18 protein-coding genes are annotated in these 17232 nt (G+C 73.6%); 8 read left to right on the top strand and 10 right to left on the bottom strand.

All coding sequences use genetic code 11. From position 1 onward, the window contains the following. From ABT403_RS31505 to ABT403_RS31470, 8 genes are all read right to left on the bottom strand, one after another. Entirely contained in the window at positions 1-1662 is a 1662-nt protein-coding gene (locus ABT403_RS31505) for an alpha/beta hydrolase (RefSeq protein WP_344155271.1), read from the bottom strand. Between the two features lie 223 nt (positions 1663-1885). Then, positions 1886-2671 carry an urease accessory protein UreD gene (locus ABT403_RS31500; protein WP_344155268.1) on the bottom strand — a complete coding sequence of 262 codons (786 nt, stop codon included), beginning with the start codon at positions 2669-2671 and terminating at the stop codon, positions 1886-1888. Continuing rightward, entirely contained in the window at positions 2668-3354 is a 687-nt protein-coding gene (gene ureG, locus ABT403_RS31495; RefSeq protein ID WP_344155265.1) for an urease accessory protein UreG, read from the bottom strand. Before ureG ends, ABT403_RS31500 begins: the two co-directional genes overlap by 4 nt. Before the next feature lie 43 nt (positions 3355-3397). Continuing rightward, the gene (locus ABT403_RS31490; RefSeq protein ID WP_344155262.1) at positions 3398-4072 is read right to left on the bottom strand and encodes an urease accessory protein UreF; all 675 of its coding nucleotides are present in this window, start codon (positions 4070-4072) and stop codon (positions 3398-3400) included. Positions 4073-4088: 16 nt separating this feature from the next. Continuing rightward, positions 4089-5810, bottom strand: coding sequence for an urease subunit alpha (locus tag ABT403_RS31485; protein WP_344155259.1), 1722 nt, complete (start codon positions 5808-5810; stop codon positions 4089-4091). After that, on the bottom strand, positions 5803-6114 hold the full coding sequence (locus ABT403_RS31480; RefSeq protein WP_344155256.1) for an urease subunit beta: 312 nt from the start codon (positions 6112-6114) through the stop codon (positions 5803-5805). The genes ABT403_RS31485 and ABT403_RS31480 overlap by 8 nt, the downstream gene beginning before the upstream one ends. A gap of 14 nt (positions 6115-6128) precedes the next feature. Further along, complete coding sequence (locus ABT403_RS31475; RefSeq protein ID WP_344155253.1) at positions 6129-6431, bottom strand: urease subunit gamma; 303 nt, start codon at positions 6429-6431, stop codon at positions 6129-6131. A gap of 246 nt (positions 6432-6677) precedes the next feature. Continuing rightward, entirely contained in the window at positions 6678-7103 is a 426-nt protein-coding gene (locus ABT403_RS31470) for an ATP-binding protein (RefSeq protein ID WP_344155250.1), read from the bottom strand. A gap of 197 nt (positions 7104-7300) precedes the next feature. On the opposite strand from ABT403_RS31470, the gene ABT403_RS31465 reads away from it, so the two are divergent. After that, entirely contained in the window at positions 7301-8185 is an 885-nt protein-coding gene (locus tag ABT403_RS31465) for a helix-turn-helix domain-containing protein (protein WP_344155246.1), read from the top strand. A gap of 12 nt (positions 8186-8197) precedes the next feature. Then, positions 8198-8419: a DUF397 domain-containing protein gene (locus ABT403_RS31460; protein ID WP_344155243.1), complete on the top strand. Its 222-nt coding sequence runs from the start codon at positions 8198-8200 to the stop codon at positions 8417-8419. 4 nt (positions 8420-8423) lie between these two features. Here the strand turns inward: ABT403_RS31460 and ABT403_RS31455 are convergent, their stop codons facing one another. Continuing rightward, positions 8424-9605 (bottom strand): 8-amino-7-oxononanoate synthase, encoded by a 1182-nt coding sequence (locus tag ABT403_RS31455; protein ID WP_344155240.1) that lies wholly within the window; start codon positions 9603-9605, stop codon positions 8424-8426. A gap of 179 nt (positions 9606-9784) precedes the next feature. Here ABT403_RS31455 and bioB point away from each other — a divergent pair, with 179 nt between their 5' ends. The 4 genes from bioB (at position 9785) to ABT403_RS31435 (ending at position 14093) form a co-directional block, all read left to right on the top strand. Next, positions 9785-11044: a biotin synthase BioB gene (gene bioB / locus ABT403_RS31450; RefSeq protein ID WP_344155237.1), complete on the top strand. Its 1260-nt coding sequence runs from the start codon at positions 9785-9787 to the stop codon at positions 11042-11044. Continuing rightward, positions 11037-12371, top strand: coding sequence for an adenosylmethionine--8-amino-7-oxononanoate transaminase (locus tag ABT403_RS31445; protein WP_344155234.1), 1335 nt, complete (start codon positions 11037-11039; stop codon positions 12369-12371). Before bioB ends, ABT403_RS31445 begins: the two co-directional genes overlap by 8 nt. A 1-nt stretch (position 12372) precedes the next feature. Then, positions 12373-13092: a dethiobiotin synthase gene (bioD, locus tag ABT403_RS31440; protein ID WP_344155232.1), complete on the top strand. Its 720-nt coding sequence runs from the start codon at positions 12373-12375 to the stop codon at positions 13090-13092. Between the two features lie 344 nt (positions 13093-13436). Beyond that, positions 13437-14093, top strand: coding sequence for a class I SAM-dependent methyltransferase (locus ABT403_RS31435; protein ID WP_344155230.1), 657 nt, complete (start codon positions 13437-13439; stop codon positions 14091-14093). A 35-nt stretch (positions 14094-14128) separates the two neighbouring features. Here ABT403_RS31435 and ABT403_RS31430 read toward each other — a convergent pair whose 3' ends face one another. Further along, entirely contained in the window at positions 14129-14551 is a 423-nt protein-coding gene (locus ABT403_RS31430; RefSeq protein WP_344155227.1) for a GNAT family N-acetyltransferase, read from the bottom strand. Positions 14552-14785: 234 nt separating this feature from the next. On the opposite strand from ABT403_RS31430, the gene ABT403_RS31425 reads away from it, so the two are divergent. Together ABT403_RS31425 and ABT403_RS31420 are read left to right on the top strand one after the other, a co-directional pair. Beyond that, a complete protein-coding gene (locus ABT403_RS31425) occupies positions 14786-16126 on the top strand; it encodes a hemolysin family protein (protein WP_344155224.1) in 1341 nt (446 codons plus the stop codon). Further along, positions 16123-17142, top strand: coding sequence for a hemolysin family protein (locus ABT403_RS31420; RefSeq protein ID WP_344155220.1), 1020 nt, complete (start codon positions 16123-16125; stop codon positions 17140-17142). Before ABT403_RS31425 ends, ABT403_RS31420 begins: the two co-directional genes overlap by 4 nt. The last annotated feature ends 90 nt before the right edge of the window (positions 17143-17232 follow it).

The raw sequence follows: 17232 nt of genomic DNA, 5'->3' as shown, positions 1-17232 counted from the left end.
CTAGCGGACGGCCGGGAGCTCCTCGCGCTTCGCGAGCTCCGAGGCCGGGGCCTGGGCGAGCGACTTCGCGGCGGCCGGGGCCGGCGGCACCGGAGTGGCGTGCGAGCCGCACGTGACGTCCTTGGCGTCGACCTTGCCGGTCAGCAGGTAGGACTCCACCCGGGTGTTGATGCAGGGGTTCACCAGGCTGGTGACGCCGTGCGAGCCGGCGTTCTGCTCGGTGATCAGGCGCGAACCGGCCAGGCGGCGGTGCAGCTCGACACCGCCCTGGTACGGGGTGGCGGCGTCACGCTCGGACTGGACGATCAGGACCGGGGCGATCTTCTTCGCGCCGACCTCGATCGGGGTGCTCTGCTTGGACTTCCAGGTCGCGCAGGGCAGGTTCATCCAGGCGTTCGACCAGGTCAGGAACGGGTACTTCTTGTTCAGCTCGGTGTTGTCGCGGTCCCACTTGGCCCAGCTGGTCGGCCACTTGGCGTCGGCGCACTCCACCGCGGTGTAGACGGCGTTGCTGTTCTCGGAGGCGGCGTTGCCCTTGAGGTCCGACATGTCCGGGGCGTTGGCCTCGATCAGCGGCTTCTCGTCGCCGGCGGCCCAGGCGCTGAAGGCCTGCGCGACCGGGACCCACGAGGAGTCGTAGTACGGGGCCTTCTGGAAGAAGCCGATGAGCTCGTTCGGACCGACGACCCCGCCGAGCGGGTTGGCCTTGGCCTGGGCGCGCAGCTGCTGGTACTTGGCCTCGACCTTGGCGCGGGTGTCGCCGAGGTGGAAGACGGAGTCGTACTTGGCGACCCAGTCCTGCCAGTCGTTCCAGCGGGTCTGGAAGGCGACGTCCTGCTCCAGGTTGGCCTGGTACCAGATGTTGTCGGTCTCCGGGTTGACCACGGAGTCGACGATCATGCGGCGCACGTGGCCCGGGAAGAGGGTCGCGTAGACCCCGCCCAGGTAGGTGCCGTAGGAGACGCCGAGGTAGTTCAGCTTCTTCTCGCCGAGGGCGGCCCGGATGACGTCCAGGTCGCGCGCGGTGTTGGTGGTGGTCATGTGCGGCAGCATCTCGCCGCTGCGCTCCTTGCAGCCGTCCGCGTACTCGGCGGCGAGCTTGCGCTGGGCGCGCTTGTCGGCCTCGTTGGAGGGGACCGGGTCGGCCTTGGGGGCCTTCACGAACTCCTGCGGGTCGATGCAGGAGATCGGCGCGGAGTGGCCGACGCCGCGGGGGTCGAAGCCCACGAAGTCGTACGCCTTGGAGGTGTTGACCCACAGCGGGCTCTTGGTGGTGACCCGGCGCGGGAAGCGCATGCCGGAGCCGCCCGGGCCGCCCGGGTTGTAGACGAGGGCGCCCTGGCGCTCCTCCTTGGTGCCCGTGCTGACCGCGCGGTCGACCGCGATGTCGATGGTCTTGCCGAACGGCTTCGTGTAGTCCAGCGGGACCTTCACCCAGCCGCACTGGATGGGCTTCTCGAAGCCCCAGTCGGCCGGGCAGTCCTTCCAGTCGATGCCGGTGCGCGCGGCGCGGGCGGCGGCGATCTGGGCGCCGACGGCCTCCGCGGAGCCGTTGTCCTTGCCCGCCGAGGCGGCCGAGGCGGACGGCGCGAGCAGCAGGCCCGCGGCCAGTGCGCCGGTGATGAGGGTGGCGGCGCTCCCCAGCGTCGCGTTGCGTATCACGTGGTTGATCCCCCTGGTCATGTGCCGCGCGAGGCGGCCGGGTTGGGTCAGGGGGATCCTTTCGTCTGACGGGTACCTGGCAACAGACCGGGGTCGAGTTCTTTGCCAACCCGATAACCGGAAACGGGTGTACCGCTGAGCGGTGTCCCATTCGCCCCCCTGGGGGCACCTCCCAGCGGTAGCTGGGGGACTGCCCGTCCTTCACCGCGTGGACGCCCGCGTCTCACCAGCCGTACGTCCGGGCCGCCTCCTCCAGCAGCTCGCGCAGCCGCAGCGCGTCCGGGGCCAGGGCCGTGACCAGGACGGCGGGCCCGGCCAGCGGCGTGACCGCCGCGAACTCCCCCAGCACCGCGGCCGGCGGCGGGTCCTGCCCGAACCGCGGGTCCACGACCAGGAGCTGGCCGAGCGTGCGGTGTCCGGCGATCCCGGCGGGCCCGTCCCAGCCACCGGGTGCCCCGGGTCCGCAGGACAGCTCCTGGTCCAGCAGCGGCCGGCCGCCCCGGGTGACCGTGAGACGGCTGCGCAGCAGGCCGGGGGGCTCGCCGGTGCGTCCCAGCACCTGCTCCTCGCGCAGCATCAGCCGGGCGGAGGGGGCCAGTTCCGCGCGGGTGGAGACCCGCAGGTCGCTGCCGCGCACCGAGACGAGCGGCTCCGGCAGCCAGCGCACCGCCGACTCCTCGGCCAGCGTCAGCCGCACGTCGTAGCGCGCGCTCTCACCGCCCCGGCCGGGCAGGGCCAGGGTGGCGGCCGCCGAGCGCAGGGCGAGCCGGGCACCCGGCCCCGCGTCGGCCTCCACCGCGAGGTGGTCGCCGCCGAGGGGGGCGCTCATCGCGCCGACCAGCATCACCCCGGCCTCGGCGCCCTCCCCCCGGACCCGGCGCAGGGCGAGCGGCCCCTCCCCGGCCAGGACGGGCAGGGCGGTGCCGCCGCGCCCGTCGGCGGCGGCGGCGATCCGGGCGGTGGCCCGCAGCCCGGCCGGCGACGGGGCCGCTGGGGGTGCGCTGGTCACCGTGCGGCCCAGGCGGCGAGGCGCTCGCGCACCCAGCCGGCCACGGGGGCCACGCCCTCGCCGCCGCGCAGGGACTGGAAGGCCACCGGCAGGTCCCCGCGCTGCTCGGCGGCGTCGTGGGCCATCCGCTCCAGGTCGGAGCCGACGTGGGGGGCGAGGTCGGTCTTGTTGACGACGAGCAGGTCGGCGGTGGTGACTCCGGGGCCGCCCTTGCGCGGGATGTCGTCGCCGCCGGCCACGTCGATCACGAAGATCTGGGCGTCCACCAGGCCCCGGGAGAAGGTGGCGGTCAGGTTGTCGCCGCCGGACTCGACGAGGATCAGGTCGAGGGGGCCGACCGCCTCCTCCAGTTCCTCGACGGCCTCCAGGTTGGCGGAGATGTCGTCGCGGATGGCGGTGTGCGGGCAGGCGCCGGTCTCGACCGCGCTGATCCGCTCGGGGGGCAGGACGGCCTCGCGGAGCAGGAACTCGGCGTCCTCCCGGGTGTAGATGTCGTTGGTGACGACGGCCATGGACAGTTCGGCGCGCAGGGCCCGGCAGAGCGCGGCGACGGTTGCGGTCTTGCCGGAGCCGACGGGGCCGCCGAGTCCGATGCGCAGGGCGCGGCGGGTGCCGTCGGCGCGCAGGGGGGCGGCGCTGTGGGTGTGCCGGTGGGGGTACGCCCCATCGTGGTCGAGGTGCACGGCAGGTCTCCTTGGGGGGGTTGGGTGTGGGGGGTGGCCGCGCTCAGGAGGCGAAGAGGCGTACCGCCCAGTCGGCATGTACCTCCGCCGCGATGTCCAGCAGCGGTGAGGAGGCCGCGGGCAGCGCCTCCGTGCCCTCCGTACGCGCGAGCAGCGCGGCCTCGGCGGCCCGGGCGGCCACGGAGTCGAGTTCGGCGGCGAGTCCGGCCAGGACGGCGCTCGCCTCGAAGGGGTCGAGGCCCAGCAGCCGTACGGTGGCGGTGGCCGGCCCGCTGACGCTCTCGTACGCCGCCACATGGGCGGCGTCGAGGGCGCCGAGCCCGGCGGCCCGGGCGGCCGTGCCGAGCACCACGGGCTGGTGCGCCCCGCGCGGGAAGGCGGTGGCCAGCGCGTCCAGTTCCGCGCAGGGCCAGGTGGCCCGGGCGGCCCGCAGCAGCTGCCGGCCGAGCCGGCGGGCCGCCGCGCGCAGCGCGGGCGAGGGGGTGCGGGCGTCCGCGGCGGCGTCGAGGGCGGCCGGGTCGAGGCCGAGGGCGGCCGCCGCCGCGAGGGCGGCGGAGGTCAGGCCCGCGGTGTGCAGCCGGCCCCGGCAGAACTGGGCCAGGGAGGCGGCGTCGTGGATCCGGCCCGCCTTGCAGGCGGCCTCGGCCCCGCCGGAGTGGGCGTGCCCTCCGGCGGGGAAGCGGCCGTCCGCGAGGACGAGCAGCGCGGCGAGACTCATCGGGAGCGGTCCTCCATCAGAAGAGGAAGTAGCGCTGCGCCATCGGCAGCTTCGTGGCGGGGGCCGGTTCCACGACCTCGCCGTCGATGCTGACGGTGAAGGTGTCGGCGTCGACCTCGACCCGCGGCATGGCGTCGTTGTTGCGCATGTCCGCCTTGCCCGTCGTGCGGGTGCTCTCGATGGCCGTGAACGCCTTGGTGAGGCCGAGCCGTTCGGGCAGGTGGTCGTCGAGGGCGGCCTGGGAGGTGAAGTTGAGCGAGTTCAGGCCGGGCGCGCGGCCGATGGCGCCGTACATCGGGCGGGGCAGGACCGGCTGGGGGGTCGGGATGGAGGCGTTGGCGTCGCCCATCTGCGCGTACGCGATCTGGCCGCCCTTGACGACGACCTCGGGCTTGACGCCGAAGAAGGCCGGGTTCCACAGCACCAGGTCGGCGAGCTTGCCCACCTCGACCGAGCCGATCTCGCGGGCGAGTCCCTGGGCCACGGCGGGGTTGATCGTGTACTTGGCGACGTAGCGGCGGGCCCGGTGGTTGTCGGCGGGGCCGTCGCCGGGCAGGAAGCCGCGCCGCCGCTTCATCACGTGGGCGGTCTGCCAGGTGCGCAGCACGACCTCGCCGACCCGGCCCATGGCCTGGGAGTCGGAGGAGATGATGGAGATGGCCCCGAGGTCGTGGAGCACGTCCTCGGCGGCGATGGTGGAGGGCCGGATCCGGGATTCGGCGAAGGCGAGGTCCTCGGGGACGGCCGGGTTGAGGTGGTGGCAGACCATCAGCATGTCGAGGTGTTCCTCGACGGTGTTGACGGTGTGCGGCCGGGTGGGGTTCGTGGAGCTGGGCAGGATGTTCGGCTCGGAGACCACGGTGATGATGTCGGGGGCGTGGCCGCCGCCCGCGCCCTCGGTGTGGTACGAGTGGATGGTCCGCCCTGCGATGGCCGCGAGGGTGTCGCCCACGAAACCGGCCTCGTTGAGGGTGTCGGTGTGGATGGCGACCTGGGTGCCGGTCTCGTCGGCGACGGTCAGGCAGGCGTCGATGACGGCGGGGGTGGCCCCCCAGTCCTCGTGGATCTTGAATCCGAGGGCGCCGCCGCGCAGCTGGGAGTACATGCCCTCGCGGGACATGGTGTTGCCCTTGCCGAGCAGGCCGATGTTGACGGGGTAGTGCTCCAGCGCCGCGAACATCCGGGCCAGGTGCCAGGGTCCGGGGGTGACGGTGGTGGCCTTGGAGCCCTCGGCCGGGCCGGTGCCGCCGCCGACGAGGGTGGTGATGCCGGAGGCGAGGGCCTCGTCGACGACCGTCGGCGAGATGAAGTGGATGTGGGTGTCGATGGCGCCCGCGGTGACGATCTTCCCGTTGCCGGCGATGATCTCGGTCTCGGGGCCGATCACCAGACGGGGGTCGACCCCGTCCATGGTGTCGGGGTTGCCGGCCTTGCCGATGCCGCAGATACGGCCGTCGCGGATGCCGACGTCGGCCTTGACGATGCCCCAGTGGTCCAGGACGACCACACCGGTGATCACGGTGTCGGGGGCACCCTCGGCGCGAGTGGTGCGGGCCTGCCCCATGGACTCGCGGATGACCTTGCCGCCGCCGAAGACGGCCTCGTCGCCGGAGCGGCCGGGGCCTCCGCTGAGGTCCTGCTCGATCTCGACGAAGAGGTCGGTGTCGGCGAGCCGGATCCGGTCGCCCTCGGTGGGTCCGAAGAGATCGGCGTACGCCTGGCGCGAGATCTCAGCCATCGAGGGGTCCTCCGGTCTCCCCGCGCAGTCCGGGCACGGTGCGCAGTCCGCCGAGCGGTACGAGTTCCACGGCGACCGGGATGCCCGGCTCGAAGCGGACGGCGGTGCCGGCGGCGATGTTCAGGCGCAGGCCGCGGGCGGCCCGCCGGTCGAAGTCGAGGCCGGGATTGGCTTCGGCGAAGTGGTAGTGGGAGCCGACCTGGACGGGCCGGTCGGCGGCGTTGAGCACGGTGAGGCGGGTGACGGGGCGGCCTTCGTTGAGGCGCACGGGACCGTCCCCGTATACGATTTCGCCGGGGATCATGCGGTTCGTCCCCTTCAGATGATCGGGTCGTGGACGGTGACGAGCTTGGTGCCGTCGGGGAAGGTCGCCTCGACCTGGACGTCGTGGATCATCTCGGGGATGCCCTCCATGACCTCCGCGCGGGTGAGCACCTTGCGTCCGGACTCCATGAGCTCGGCGACGGTCCGGCCGTCGCGGGCGCCTTCGAGGAGGTGGGAGGTGATCAGGGCGACGGACTCGGGGTGGTTGAGGAGCACCCCGCGCGCCCTGCGCTTCTCGGCCACGTCAGCGGCCACGTGGATCATCAGTCTTTCTTGTTCGTGCGGTGTCAACTGCACCTGTATCACCAAGCTTCCGGGACATGACCGTCATCGCGCCGTGGCGACCGTACCGACCGGTCAACACTTTGTTGACCTGCGGATATCCGTGCCAAGCATGTCTTGCCCAACACAGAGCGAGGCTTTCCGTCCCGATCACCGCCGCTTTACCGACCCATGGGTGGTCATTGGCGGAAGCCCGCGCGCGACACGTTAGGGCCGTGAGTTTTCCGTCGGGTTAACCCACGTTTCCGGAAGACTCCCGGTTCACCCCATCGGGGGCCAGGGCAGGGCGAGCCACACGGTCTTGCCGCCGTCCTCGGTGGGGCTCACCGACAGCCGCCCGCCGGCCTCCGCCGCCAGCCAGCGGATGATGACCATGCCCCGGCCGTTGTCCTGCTGGACGGCCGCGGGCAGCCGCCGGGGCCAGCGCGGGTGACTGTCCGTCACTCCGACGCGCAGCCACTCCTCGCGCTCCAGGCGCAGGTCGACGGTGAAGGTGGGCGACTGGCCGAAGGTGTGCTGCACGGAGTTGGTCGCGAGCTCCGAGACCACCAGCCGTACGGTGTCGGCGGTGTCGGCGTCCTCGGGCAGTCCCCAGTCGCTCAGCACCTGCGCGGCGTAGCGGCGGGCGGCGGCCACCGAGACCGGGTCGCTCGGCAGAGTGACGGATGCTTCCAGCTGATCTGCCATGGCGACGTCCCTTTCCCACCGGGACGGAGCCGCCCCGGATCTGCGCTGAGCGCCAGAGTGCCACCCATCCTGCCGCCGTTTCCGCCGTTCCCCCAAGATATGCATATATCTGTCGCCCAATGCGGTGAACTCTGCTACGGAAGAGCGTATTCGGACGGCAGACTGGTGCGAGCTGTGCCGGTGGAAGGAGAGCGGGTATGCAGCACGGTCCCGCGGTGCGGCGGCGCAAGCTCGGCGAGGAACTGCGCGCACTGCGCGACCGCACGGGGCTCACGAGCGGCGAGGTGGCCCGCATCGTGGGATGGCACCAGTCGAAGGTCAGCCGGATCGAGACGGGCCGCAGTGGCGTGAAGACGCGGGACATCCGGCTGCTGCTGGACGCCTACGGGGACGTGGTGAGCCCCGAGCAACGCGCCCTGCTGGAAGCCCTGGGCGCCTCGGCGGCCGGACCCGCCGCGGGCGGCGAGGAGGCGCGCGGGCGGCAGTGGTGGCACGACTACCGGGGGCTGCTCCCGCAGGAGTACCGGGACTTCATCAGCCTGGAGGCGGGGGCCCGCTCGGCCCGGACCGTGGAACTCTCGGTGGTGCCGGGCCTGTTGCAGACCCCGGGGTACGCGCGGGCCGTGACCCGGGCCGCGCTGGGCGGGCTGCCGGAGCCGAAGGTGGACGCGCTGGTCGACGTACGGCTGGCCCGGCAGGCGGTGCTGCGGGCGGATCCGCCGCTGGAGCTCAGCGCCGTCCTGGACGAGGCGGTGCTGCGCCGGCAGATCGGCGGGGCGGGGGTGATGCGGGAGCAGCTGCGGCACCTGGCGGAGGTGTCCCGGCTCCCCCAAGTGCACCTCCAGGTGCTGCCGTTCACCGTGGGGGGTCATCTCGGCCTGACCGGACCGTTCGTCATTTTCTCATTTCCGAACATCGCCGATCTGGATGTGGTGGTACTCGACCATTTGACGAGTAGCCTCTACCTGGAGCGGAAGGAAGACCTTGAGGCGTACAGCGCCGCGTTCCGCACGATCCAGGCGCACGCCCTCCCGCCCCGTGACTCGTCGGATCTCATCAGCTCACTCGCTGACGACGCGTAAGGAGGCACCCCCGTGTCCGCAACCCCCTTATCCCCCGGCGGACTTCTGAACAGCGCGCGGTGGCGGCGGAGCAGCCGTAGCACCGGAATGAACAACTGCGTGGAGGCGGCCGCCCTGACCGGCGGCCTGCTGGCCGTCCGCGACTCCAAGCGGACGGACGGCCCGGCCGTGCTCTTCACCGGGCCGGCCTGGGACGGCTTCCTCGCCTCCGTACGGGAGGACGCGCGCGCGTGACGTCCTACCGCTGAACCATGTCCGTGGCTCCGGCCGGGGCGGTCCGCAGGACCGTCGCGACGGCCCGGGCGATCTCGTCCCCCGTGAGATCGGCCCGCGCGGTCAGCCGCAGCCGGGAGATGCCGTCCGGCACCGACGGCGGACGGAAGCACCCCACGGACAGTCCCTCCTCGCGGCAGTCGGCGGCCCAGCGCAGTGCCGTCGCGGCCGACGGGGCCCGCACCGACACCACGGCCGCGTCCGGCCTGGCCGCGGTCAGGCCGGACGCGGTGAGCCGTCCGTACAGTTCGGCGGCCACCTCCCGGACCCGGGCCGCGCGCTCCGGCTCCCGCTCCAGCAGGCGCAGGCTCGCCAGCGCCCCGCCCGCGGCGGCCGGGGCGAGGCCGGTGTCGAAGATGAACGCGCGGGCGGCGTTGACCAGATGGCGGATCACCTTGGCCGGCCCGAGGACCGCTCCGCCCTGGCTGCCCAGCGACTTCGAGAGGGTCATCGTCGCGACCACCCCGGGCGCACCCGCGAGCCCGGCGGCGTGCAGGGCGCCCCGGCCGCCCTCGCCCAGCACCCCGAGCCCGTGCGCGTCGTCCACGATCAGGGCGGCACCCGCCTCGCGGCAGGCGGCCGCGTACGCGGCGAGCGGGGCGGCGTCCCCGTCGACCGAGAACACCGAGTCGGTCACCAGCAGGGCCCGGCCCCCGTGCCCGGCGAGGGTCTTGCGGACCTGCTCCACGTCGCCGTGCGGGGTCACCTCGACCTCCGCGCGCGAGAGCCGGCAGCCGTCGACGATCGAGGCGTGGTTCCCGGAGTCGGAGACGACCAGGGTGCCCCGGCCGCTCAGCGCGGTCACCGCGGCGAGGTTCGCGGCATACCCGGACGAAAGCACCAGGGCCGCCTCGAAACCGGCGAAAGCGGCCAGCTCCCGCTCCAGTTCGGTGTGCAGCTCGGTCGTCCCCGTGACCAGCCGGGAACCGGTGGCCCCCGCCCCCCAGCGCTCGGCCGCCGCACAGGCGCCGCGCACCGTGCCGGGGTGCCGGGAGAGGCCGAGGTAGTCGTTGCTCGCGAGGTCCAGGAGGGGCGAGTCGGCGGGGCGCGGGCGCAGGGTCCGGACCAGTCCCGCCTCCTCGCGCCGCCGCTCCGCGCCGTCGATCCAGGCGAAGACGTCCTCGGGTTCCGGGGTGGGCTGGGTCATCGGCGTCCTCGGGTCGCGTCTCGCGATGTGACTCGCGTTTTGTCGGCAGTCGACAGATCTGCTCGACCCTATCCGCCCGTGACCCGAGGGGCCGGTGTGGCGATCCACACACTCCCTTCCGGCCATGTTGTCCGATCTCTCCTTGGCCGGGAGTGGTCGCGTGGGACAGGATCGGGCCCATGGACCTGCTGAACACCCTGGTGGAAAAGGGGCTGCGGCGCGAGCTGCCGACCCGCGAAGAGGCGCTCGCCGTGCTGGCGACCTCCGACGACGAACTGCTCGATGTGGTGGCCGCCGCCGGCAAGGTGCGCCGCCAGTGGTTCGGGCGTCGCGTCAAGCTGAATTACCTGGTCAACCTGAAGTCGGGGCTCTGCCCCGAGGACTGCTCGTACTGTTCCCAGCGCCTGGGATCGAAGGCCGAGATCCTCAAGTACACGTGGCTCAAGCCGGACGAGGCCTCCCAGGCGGCCGCGGCCGGTGTCGCCGGCGGCGCCAAGCGGGTCTGCCTCGTGGCGAGCGGGCGCGGTCCGACCGACCGCGACGTGGCCCGCGTCGGCGAGACGATCGCCGCCATCAAGGAGCAGAACGAGGGCGTGGAGGTCTGCGCCTGCCTGGGTCTGCTCTCCGACGGCCAGGCCGAGAAGCTGCGCGAGGCGGGTGCGGATGCCTACAACCACAACCTGAACACCTCCGAGGCCACGTACGGGCAGATCACCAAGACGCACACCTACGCGGACCGCGTCGACACCGTGCGGAAGGCGCACGCGGCGGGCCTGTCGGCCTGCTCGGGCCTGATCGCCGGCATGGGCGAGAGCGACGAGGACCTGGTCGACGTCGTCTACTCGCTGCGCGAGCTGGACTCGGACTCCGTCCCGGTCAACTTCCTGATCCCCTTCGAGGGCACCCCGCTGGCCAAGGAGTGGAACCTCACCCCGCAGCGCTGCCTGCGGATCCTAGCGATGGTCCGCTTCGTCTGCCCCGACGTGGAGGTCCGGATCGCCGGCGGCCGCGAGGTGCACCTGCGCTCGATGCAGCCGCTCGCGCTGAACATCGCCAACTCGATCTTCCTCGGCGACTACCTCACCAGTGAGGGCCAGGCCGGCCAGGCCGACCTCGACATGATCGCGGACGCCGGCTTCGAGGTGGAGGGCGCCGGCACCACCACCCTGCCCGCGCACCGCGCCGACGCCGCCGAGGCGGCGGCCGCCGCCCGCGCGGGCGGTGTGTGCGGTTCGGCGGCCGGCTCGGGCTGCGGCTCGGCCGCGGACGCGGACGCGCAGGCCCCGGGCTGCGGTTCGGCCTGCGGCGGCTGCTCCGGGCACGCCCACGCCGGGGCTCCGGCCGAGGCCCCGGCCCAGGCCGAGCCCGGCGAGGTGCGGCCGGACCTGGTGGCGGTGCGCCGGCGCGGCGCGGGGACGGACCTCGCCCCCAATGCCTGACCTGTACCCCCTGCACGACCCCCTCGACCCCGCCTCCGCCACGGCCGGCCTGCTGGCCCTGGACCGGCAGCACGTCTGGCACCCGTACGGCCCGATGCCCGGGCGGCAGGAGACCCTCGTGGTCTCCTCCGCCTCGGGGGTCCGGCTCCGGCTCGCCGCCCCGGCCCAGGGGCGGGACGAGCTCGTCGACGGCATGTCCTCCTGGTGGTCGGCCATCCACGGCTACAACCACCCGGCGCTGAACGAGGCGGCGGCGGCCCAGCTGGGCCGGATGTCGCACGTGATGTTCGGCGGGCTCACCCATGAGCCCGCCGTGCGGCTGGCCGCCCGGCTGGTCGAGATCACCCCGCCCGGGCTGGAGCACGTCTTCCTCTCGGACTCCGGGTCGGTGTCCGTCGAGGTCGCCGTCAAGATGTGCCTCCAGTACTGGCGTTCGCTGGGCCGGACCGGCAAGACCCGGCTCATGACCTGGCGCGGCGGCTACCACGGCGACACCTGGCAGCCGATGGCCGTCTGCGATCCCGAGGGCGGCATGCACGAGCTGTGGCAGGGCCACCTGCCACGGCAGGTGTTCGCGGACGCGCCGCCCGGGGACTTCGACTCCCCCGTGGACCCGGCGTACGTCGATCACCTGCGCTCCCTGGTCGCCGCGCACGCCGACGAGCTGGCCGCGGTGATCGTGGAGCCGGTGGTGCAGGGCGCGGGCGGCATGCGCTTCCACAACCCGGGCTACCTGCGGGTGCTGCGCGAGCTGTGCGACGAGTACGGGGTGCTGCTGGTCCTCGACGAGATCGCCACCGGCTTCGGCCGGACCGGCGCGCTCTTCGCGGCCGGCCACGCGGGCATCACCCCCGACGTGATGTGCCTCGGCAAGTCGCTGACCGGCGGCTACCTGACGCTCGCCGCGACCCTGTGCACCGAGAGGGTCGCCGACGGGATCTCGCAGGGGGAGGTGCCGGTGCTCGCGCACGGGCCGACCTTCATGGGCAACCCCCTCGCCACCGCCGTGGCCCTGGCCTCCGTCGACCTGCTGCTCGGCCAGGACTGGGCGGGCGAGGTCAAGCGGATCGAGGCGGGCCTGCGCGAGGGCCTCGCGGAGGCCTCCGGGCTGCCGGGGGTCAAGGACGTCCGGGTCCTGGGCGCGATCGGCGTGATCCAGCTGGACCACCCGGTCGACGTGTGGGCCGCGACCCGGGCCTCGGTCCGGGAGGGCGTCTGGCTGCGCCCGTTCCGCGACCTGATCTACACGATGCCCCCGTTCGTCACCGGCGACGCCGACGTCGCCCGTATCTGCCGCGCGGCCGTCGCCGCGGCCCGGGAGGGCTGAGATGTCCGTCATCGTGGTGTCCGGCACGGGCACGGAAATCGGCAAGACGGTGGTCACCTCGGCCATCGCGGCGGCCGCCCTGGCCGCCGGGCGCTCGGTGGCGGTGCTCAAGCCCGCCCAGACCGGGGTGGGTCCGGACGAGCCGGGGGACGCGGCCGAGGCCGTACGCCTCGCCGGCCCGGCCGTGACCGCCCTGGAACTGGCCCGGTACCCCGAGCCGCTGGCCCCGGACACCGCCGCGCGGCGCTCCGGGCTGGCGACGGTCGCCCCGTCGCGGATCGCCGAGGCGGCCGCCGGGCTGGCCGGGACGCACGACCTGGTGCTGGTCGAGGGCGCGGGCGGGCTGCTGGTCCGCTTCGACGAGGAGGGCCACACCCTGGCCGACGCGGCGCGGCTGCTGGCGGCGCCGGTGCTGGTGGTGGCCACGGCGGGACTCGGCACCCTCAACTCCACCGCCCTGACGGCGGAGGCGCTGACCGCGCGGGGGCTGCACGGGCTCGGGGTGGTGGTGGGTAGCTGGCCGGACTCCCCCGACCTGGCCTCCCGCTGCAACCTGGCGGACCTTCCGGAGGTCTGCGGCCTGCCCCTGCTGGGCGCCGTCCCGCAGGGCGCCGGCGCCCTGTCCCCGGCCGCCTTCCGCGAGGCGGCCCCGGGCTGGCTGGCCCCGCCGCTGGACGGCACGTGGTCGGCGGAGTCCTTCCTCACGGCCTGGCCGGCGTAGGTCCCGCCGGCCGGGGCGCGGGCCGTACCACCGGGTGCGCGGCCCCGCCGGCGGGTGCGGCGCGGGCGCGGTGACTCCGTGTTCGCGGCCGCGCCGGCGAGAGGGGCCGGGGCACCTGCCGGCGGTGGCCGGGAGTGAACGGGAGAGGCGCGGCAGGGGGGACGGCTCCGCCCGGCGACACCCCCGCGGCCCCCACCGGGGCGGTCTCGTGGCCCGGCGGGGCGGTTTCGTGGCCCGGCGGGGCGGTTTCGCGGCCCGGCGGGGCGGGGAACAGCCCGGGAGGGCACACGCGCGCGCCCGTGTGTCCGCCCGTCAGCCCCCGATCCGCGCCCGGAGGCCGCCCCATGCCCGCCCACGCCCCCGATTCGGTCCACCACCCCTGCTTCGCCCGGTTCTACGCCCGCGCCAGCACCGCCGCCGAGACCCGGGCCGGGATCGGGGCGCTGCGCGAGGAGCTCCTGCTGGGGGTGTCGGGCCGCGTCATCGAGATCGGCGCCGGCAACGGCCTGAACTTCGCGCACTATCCGCGCGCCGTCTCCGAGGTCGTCGCCGTCGAACCCGAGTCCACCCTGCGCCGGCTCGCGGCGTCCGCCGCGCTGCGCGCCGAGGTGCCGGTGGACCTCGTACCGGGTGTCGCCGAGGCCCTCCCCCTCAAGAGCGAGGCCTTCGACGCCGCCGTGGCCTCGCTGGTGCTGTGCACCGTACGGAACCTGCCGCGCGCCCTCAGCGAACTGCACCGGGTGCTGCGCCCCGGCGCCGAGCTGCGCTTCCTGGAGCACGGGCTCGCCCCCGGCCCCGGGATGGCCTCCGTCCAGCGGGCGCTCGACCGGACGGTCTGGCCGCGGCTGTTCGGCGGCTGCCACACCGCCCGGGACCCGCTCGCGGCGATCGAGGCGGCCGGCTTCCGGATCACCGCGCACCGCTCCTTCCGGCTGCCCGAGCGCGGCCCGTCCCTGCCCACCTCGTACTGCGTCATCGGCACGGCCCGCCGCCGCGACTGAACCGCGTTCACCCGTCCGGCCGACGCACGGCACGGTCAGGCCAGCGGCTTCACCCAGCGGGTCCAGATCTCCTCGGGGTGGTAGCCGGCCGCGTCCCAGGCGCCGTGCGCCTGCTCGTTCCCGTCGAGCACCATCGCGTCGGCGCGCCGCCCGCCCAGCTCCGCGAACCGCTCCTCGGCGGCGGCCAGCAGCGCCGACCCGATGCCCCGCCGGCGGTGCGCCGGGTGGACGGCGAGCCGGTACAGGTGGCAGCGCCAGCCGTCGAACCCGGCGATGACCGTGCCGACGAGTTCCCCGCCACGCCGGGCGAGCAGCAGGGCCCGCGGGTCGCGGGCGTACAGCCGCTCGACCCCGGCCAGGTCGTCGCTGATGCTCGTGCCCTTGGCGGCGGCCTTCCAGAAGTCCAGTACGGCGGGGAGGTCCGCGGCCGCGGCCTCGCCGATATGAAGATCGTCCATGCGCCGATCCCACCACCCGCGCATACTCGGCCAAAAGGAGGAGCCACTCCCTTTGCCTTTCCTTTACCATGTGGGCAGGGTCCCTCCCGGGACCCCCGGAATCCTCCGCGCCCTCCCGACCGAAAGGTGTGAGCGTCCGCCCATGGGCGAGCCTCCCAGTCCCCGGCATCCCCGCACGCGACATCGCGCGGCACCCCTCCCTCTGGCCGATCATGGGACGGAGGTGACCGACCGATGACCGAAGTGCTCCTGCTCGTCGTGGCGCTGCTGCTCTGCCTTGCCTGCGGGGTCTTCGTCGCCGCCGAGTTCTCGCTGACCACCGTCGAGCGCAGCGAGCTCGAACGGGCCGTCGAGCGCGGCGAACGCGGCGCGGACAGCGCCCTGGCCGCCGTCCGCAGCCTGACCTTCCAGCTCTCCGGCGCCCAGCTCGGCATCACGGTGACCGGCCTGGTCATCGGCATGATCTCCAAGCCGTCGATCGCCGCCCTGCTCACCGGCCCCTTCAAGGCCATGGGCCTGTCCGCCTCGGTGGCCTCCTCCACCGCCCTGATCCTGGGCACCGTCGTGTCGACGGTGGTGCTGATGGTCGTGGGCGAGCTGGTCCCCAAGAACTGGGCGATCTCCTCACCGCTGGCCATCGCCAAGCGCGTGGCGACCATGCAGCGCGTCTTCAGCCGCGCCTTCCGCCCGCTGATCAGCCATCTCAACACCACCGCCAACCACCTGGTGCGCCGGCTGGGCATGGAGCCCGCCGAGGAACTGGCCTCCGCGCGCACCCCGCAGGAACTGGTGGCCCTGGCCCGGCACTCCGCCAAGGCGGGCGCGCTGGAGAAGGACACGGCGGAGCTCTTCGTGCGGACCCTGAACCTGGCCGACCTGACCGCCGAGAACGTGATGACCCCGCGCGTGCAGGTCACCGCCCTCGACGTGCAGACCACCGCCGAGGACGTGGCCAACGCGACCATGGCCACCGGCCTGTCCCGCTTCCCCGTCTACCGGGGCAGCCTGGACACCGTCGTCGGGACGGTCCACATCAAGGACGTCCTGGCCCTGCCCGCCGAGGAGCGCCACCGCCACCCGGTGTCGCGGCTGCTGCGCGAACCCCTCCTCGTACCGGAGTCGCTGACCGTGGACCGGCTGCTGGACCGGCTGTCCGGTCGGCAGACGATGGCCGTGGTCATCGACGAGTACGGGGGCACGGCCGGTGTGGCCACGCTGGAGGACATCGTCGAGGAGGTCGTCGGCGAGGTCCGCGACGAGCACGACCCGCACGAGACCTCCGACCTGGCACCGGCCGGTACGGACGAGTCCGGCCGCGCCCTGTACTCCGCCGACGGCGCCGCCCGCACCGACCAGCTGCGGCGCATCGGCCTGCGGGTGCCCGAGGGGCCGTACGAGACCCTGGCCGGGCTCATAGCCGCCGAACTCGGACGGATACCGGCCGTCGGTGACCGGCTGGAGCTGGACGGCTGGCGCCTGGACGTGGTGGACGCGAGCGGCCGCCGCGCCGCGCGGGTCCTGCTGCACATGCCGTCCGAGACGCCCGGCGACGAGAACCCGGAGGGGGACCGATGACCGCGATCCAGCTGCTGATCGGCCTGGCGACGCTCGTCGTCAACGCCTTCTTCGTCGGCGCGGAGTTCGCGCTGATCTCGGTCCGGCGCAGCCAGATCGAACCGTACGCCGAGCAGGGCGACCGCCGGGCCCGCGCGGTCGTCTGGGGCCTGGAGCACGTGTCCGCGCTGATGGCGGCGGCCCAGCTGGGCATCACCCTGTGCACCCTGGTGCTGGGCGTCGTGGCCGAGCCGGCCATCGCGCACCTGGTGGGTCCGCTGCTCGACGCCGTCGGGGTGCCCTCCGGCCTGACGCACGCGATCTCCTTCGTGATCGCGCTGGCGCTGGCCACCTACCTGCACATGCTCTTCGGCGAGATGGTGCCCAAGAACGTGGCGCTGGCCGAGCCCGTGCGCACGGCGCTGCTGCTGGGGCCGCCGCTGGTGGCGATGACCCACGCGCTGAAGCCCGTGATCTTCGCGATCAACGCCTTCGCCAACACCCTGCTGCGGCTGCTGCGGGTGGACGCGAAGGACGAGGTCGCGGCCACCTTCTCGGATGACGAGCTGGCCCGGATGGTCAAGGACTCCAGCGACGCCGGGCTGATCGACGACCGGGCGAGCGAGCGCCTGTACGACGCCCTGGAACTGGGGCGCCGTCCGGTCGCCGATGTGGTGCTGCCCGTGGACCGGGTGGTCCGGGCCCGGCAGGGGATCACCCCCGCCGGACTGGAGCGGCTGTCGGCCGAGTCGGGCTACTCCCGCTTCCCGGTGGTCGACGGGCAGCGGCGGATCCTCGGCTACCTGCACGTCAAGGACGCCCTGGACGTGGTGGAGCGGGACGAGCCCTTCCCGGTGTCCGCGCTGCGCCCGATCGCACAGGTGCGGGCGGAGACCCCACTGGACGACGTCCTGACCGCCATGCGGGCCAGCCGCACCCACCTGGCGGCGGTCCTGGGGGCGGACGGGGCCATGACGGGGCTGGTGACGATGGAGGACGTCCTGCGCGAACTCTTCGGCAAACCGGCCTCGGCCTAGTGCTGTGACCGGGAAGGTTTGCCGGGTTGGGAAGTCAGGCCGCGGCGGGTAGTGGTCTGCCGCCCCATTGGAGGCCTTTCTCGCTTCGGA

It is taken from the genome of Streptomyces sp. NPDC000075, from assembly GCF_040301925.1.
Lineage (GTDB): Bacteria > Actinomycetota > Actinomycetes > Streptomycetales > Streptomycetaceae > Streptomyces > Streptomyces polychromogenes.
The sequence above is the reverse complement of the archived record's forward strand: the minus strand, read 5'-3'. Positions and strand labels throughout refer to the sequence as shown.